Consider the following 2,725-nt stretch of genomic DNA (forward strand, 5'->3'; position numbering starts at 1 on the left):
CCCGACCCGCGGTCACGAGCGGGGGCTCCTATCTTTTTAGTGCCCTCGGATTGGGTCATAGTGTCTGTCGTTGCCAAGGCATCGGCGTTGCCGGACTAGTCATTGGGGACGTTCTTGTTTGACCAGTCGTTTAAGAACGTCCCCAATGACTAGTCAGAAATGAGCGTGGTTAATCTCCCGTTTTTGGCCTGTGTGCGGGCTCAAAGTGGGAGATTATCCACGCTCGTTAGATAGGCGTCCGAAAATCCACGCTCATTCGGTTGGCGCAGGGACAAGCTGCTTTCCGCCATGGTGCCACATGTGAGCCCGGCCTTCTGCGTCAGATTCTAATAACGAGTTTACGGAATAAATAGTTATTAGAGCTGAAAAGGCCGACCTAATGACGAGAAGTCGTTATTAGGTCGGCCGTTAGTCATTTGGGACGTTCTTAAATGACTACTTGAGCCCGGGGAGGCGGGTGTAGGGGAATGAGCGCTCTAGGAATTCGGCACAGCGGGCGTAGTCTTTGGCGAAGTAGCTGCTGTAGAGCGAATCGAGCACGTATTGCACGGCGATGTGGCTGGCGAACTGCGTGATGCGATGCGTCATGCTCTCGTGGTCACTCACCGTAAGGTAGGCGGTAAAACCGGGATGCAGGCGCGCGCAATAAGGCGTGCCGATGACGATGACCGGGACATGCCGACTGCTGAGGATCGGCAAGATGTCCTTGAGGTTTGGGGCAAGGCCGCTGTAGGAGATAACGATTGCCGCATGGTCGGTGCCCGAGGCGAGCGCCGCTCGCACCTGGGCCTCGGCACCGTCGTAGCACGTCGCGCTTTTACCGGCGGAGAGCAGGCGATCGCGAAACATTCCCGCTGGATAGAGGTTGTGCGAGCCCGTGTAGATGTCGACCTGTCGGGCGTTCGCGATAAGCTTGGCGGCGTGGTCGAGCTTCGTGGGGTCGAGCAGCTCCTGCGTTTCGGCCAGCGTGGTCTGGTAGAGCCCCTCCATGCGCTCCATAATCTGCGCAGGCGATGCTCGGCTTATCGACCCGCGATGCAAAGGAGATGCTCGTCCCACGAGCACTACCGGGAAGGGCTCGCGATTCGAGTCTCCACCTTAGCATTTGAACCATTTGGCACTATAATTACCGTAGGCATGCGCACAACGTTGCGCTTAATCAAGAGGAGAAAACGTATGGGTCTGTTTGACATGTTCAAGAAGAAGGCTGAGCCCGCGGCTGCCGCTGCTCCGGCCTCCATCTCTGCTTCTGCTGGCGCCGACGTGCTGTGCTCGCCCGTCAAGGGCAAGGTCATCAAGATGGCCGACGTGCCCGATCCCGTCTTTGGTGGCGAGGTTCTGGGCAAGGGCTGTGCCGTGTGGCCCGAGGACGATCTGGTCTACGCTCCCTGCGACGGTAAGGTGACCGTCACCATGGGTCACGCCGTGGGTCTGCAGTCCGATAGCGGCATCGAGGTTCTGGTGCACGTTGGCGTCGATACCGTCAACATGAACGGTGACGGCTTCGAGGGCTTCGTCAAGGCCGACGACGTTGTGAAGGCCGGCCAGCCCATACTCAAGATCGACCGCGCCAAGATCGCTGCTGCCGGTTACAAGGACTGCGTCGTCGTGGCCGTGTCCAACACCGCCGAGTTCGCCGACGTCGAGCTCGCCGTCGAGGCTGACTCCGCTGTCGCCGCCGGCGATGTCATCGTCAAGGTCGTCCGCAAGTAAACTGCGGCGTCCAAAGGATGTGCAAGGGTGGTCGGGTTTTCCGGCCACCTTTTTTATTGCACCGTGGGGAAGCGTTTTATTGCACGTTGGGCGGGCTTGCAAACCGTTCGGACGCTAAAACGAACCGACCACGCCTTCGCGTTGCCGAGGGTGTTCATAAGTGGATAGTATGGGCTTACTTATTACAACGTGTGCCGCGTCCGGGAAGCGCGGTGCCGCTCATTGGGAGGAACAACATGAAAAAGAAGCTGCTGCTTGCGCCCCTCATGGCCGTCTTGGTTGCATGCGTGGTCGTGCTTTCCGGCTGTGGAGGTCCTTCGGTTGAGGAGCTCATCACCGAGGATCTTACGACGCAGTTTGACGAGGTCAAGAACGGTGGCGACGACTTCCTCTCTGGTCTGGAGGAGGCTTCGGGCGACGAGTTCGAGCAGCTGGGTATCGATCCCAAGGAGTACGCCAAGACCTATCTTGAGGGCTTTGACTACAAGATCGGCGACGTGACGGTCGACGAGGACAAGGGTGTCGCGACCGCCGAGGTCTCTATTACATGCAAATCTATGAACAAGATCGTCGAGGACTTCTCCACCCAGTATCAGGAGAAGGTCGCTGCGCTTGACACGGTTCCTTCCGATGACGAGCTGTACAAGATGGCCGGTCAGGTTATGGTCGATGTGACCAAGGCCACCGAGCCCAGGAAGACCACGGTTATCTTCAAGTACACCTGCAACGACGATGGTGAGTGGTCTGCCGACGACTCCGTCAACTCCGAGATGATGGATGCAATGCTGAGCTAGTTCGTTGCGGCGTTTTACCAAACGCCGCAACTGCTCGACGCTGCAAGCCCGCCAGAGCGGCAATCTGCCTTTCAACTTCGGCGGCATGACCAGAAGGTCAATGCCGCCTCGTTTCAAGGCACCTTGCTCGCCCTGGCGGGCTTTCGCTCATATGACCCAATCCGCTGTCAAGAGCCACAATGGCCCCGCCGACCGCTTGCAATCGGTCGGCGGGGCCT

General features: G+C 58.4%; 3 protein-coding genes. 2 read left to right on the plus strand and 1 reads right to left on the minus strand.

The features are described from left to right. Positions 1-435: 435 nt before the first annotated feature. Entirely contained in the window at positions 436-990 is a 555-nt protein-coding gene (locus AB5405_RS09695; protein WP_368138342.1) for a MurR/RpiR family transcriptional regulator, read from the minus strand. Positions 991-1,176: 186 nt separating this feature from the next. Here AB5405_RS09695 and AB5405_RS09700 point away from each other — a divergent pair, with 186 nt between their 5' ends. Together AB5405_RS09700 and AB5405_RS09705 are read left to right on the plus strand one after the other, a co-directional pair. Continuing rightward, positions 1,177-1,713, plus strand: a complete 537-nt coding sequence (locus AB5405_RS09700) for a PTS sugar transporter subunit IIA (protein ID WP_368138343.1) — start codon at positions 1,177-1,179, stop codon at positions 1,711-1,713. A gap of 236 nt (positions 1,714-1,949) precedes the next feature. Beyond that, entirely contained in the window at positions 1,950-2,507 is a 558-nt protein-coding gene (locus AB5405_RS09705) for a hypothetical protein (RefSeq protein ID WP_035136614.1), read from the plus strand. Positions 2,508-2,725: the final 218 nt, after the last annotated feature.

It is taken from the genome of Collinsella aerofaciens (assembly GCF_040920445.1).
Classification (GTDB): domain Bacteria; phylum Actinomycetota; class Coriobacteriia; order Coriobacteriales; family Coriobacteriaceae; genus Collinsella; species Collinsella aerofaciens_BH.

Excerpts from the sequence above, each read along its gene's own strand:
- AB5405_RS09700 (WP_368138343.1), top strand. The coding sequence starts at position 1,177 with ATGGGTCTGTTTGACATGTTCAAGAAGAAGGCTGAGCCCGCGGCTGCC.
- AB5405_RS09695 (WP_368138342.1), bottom strand. The coding sequence starts at position 990 with ATGGAGGGGCTCTACCAGACCACGCTGGCCGAAACGCAGGAGCTGCTC.
- AB5405_RS09705 (WP_035136614.1), top strand. The coding sequence starts at position 1,950 with ATGAAAAAGAAGCTGCTGCTTGCGCCCCTCATGGCCGTCTTGGTTGCA.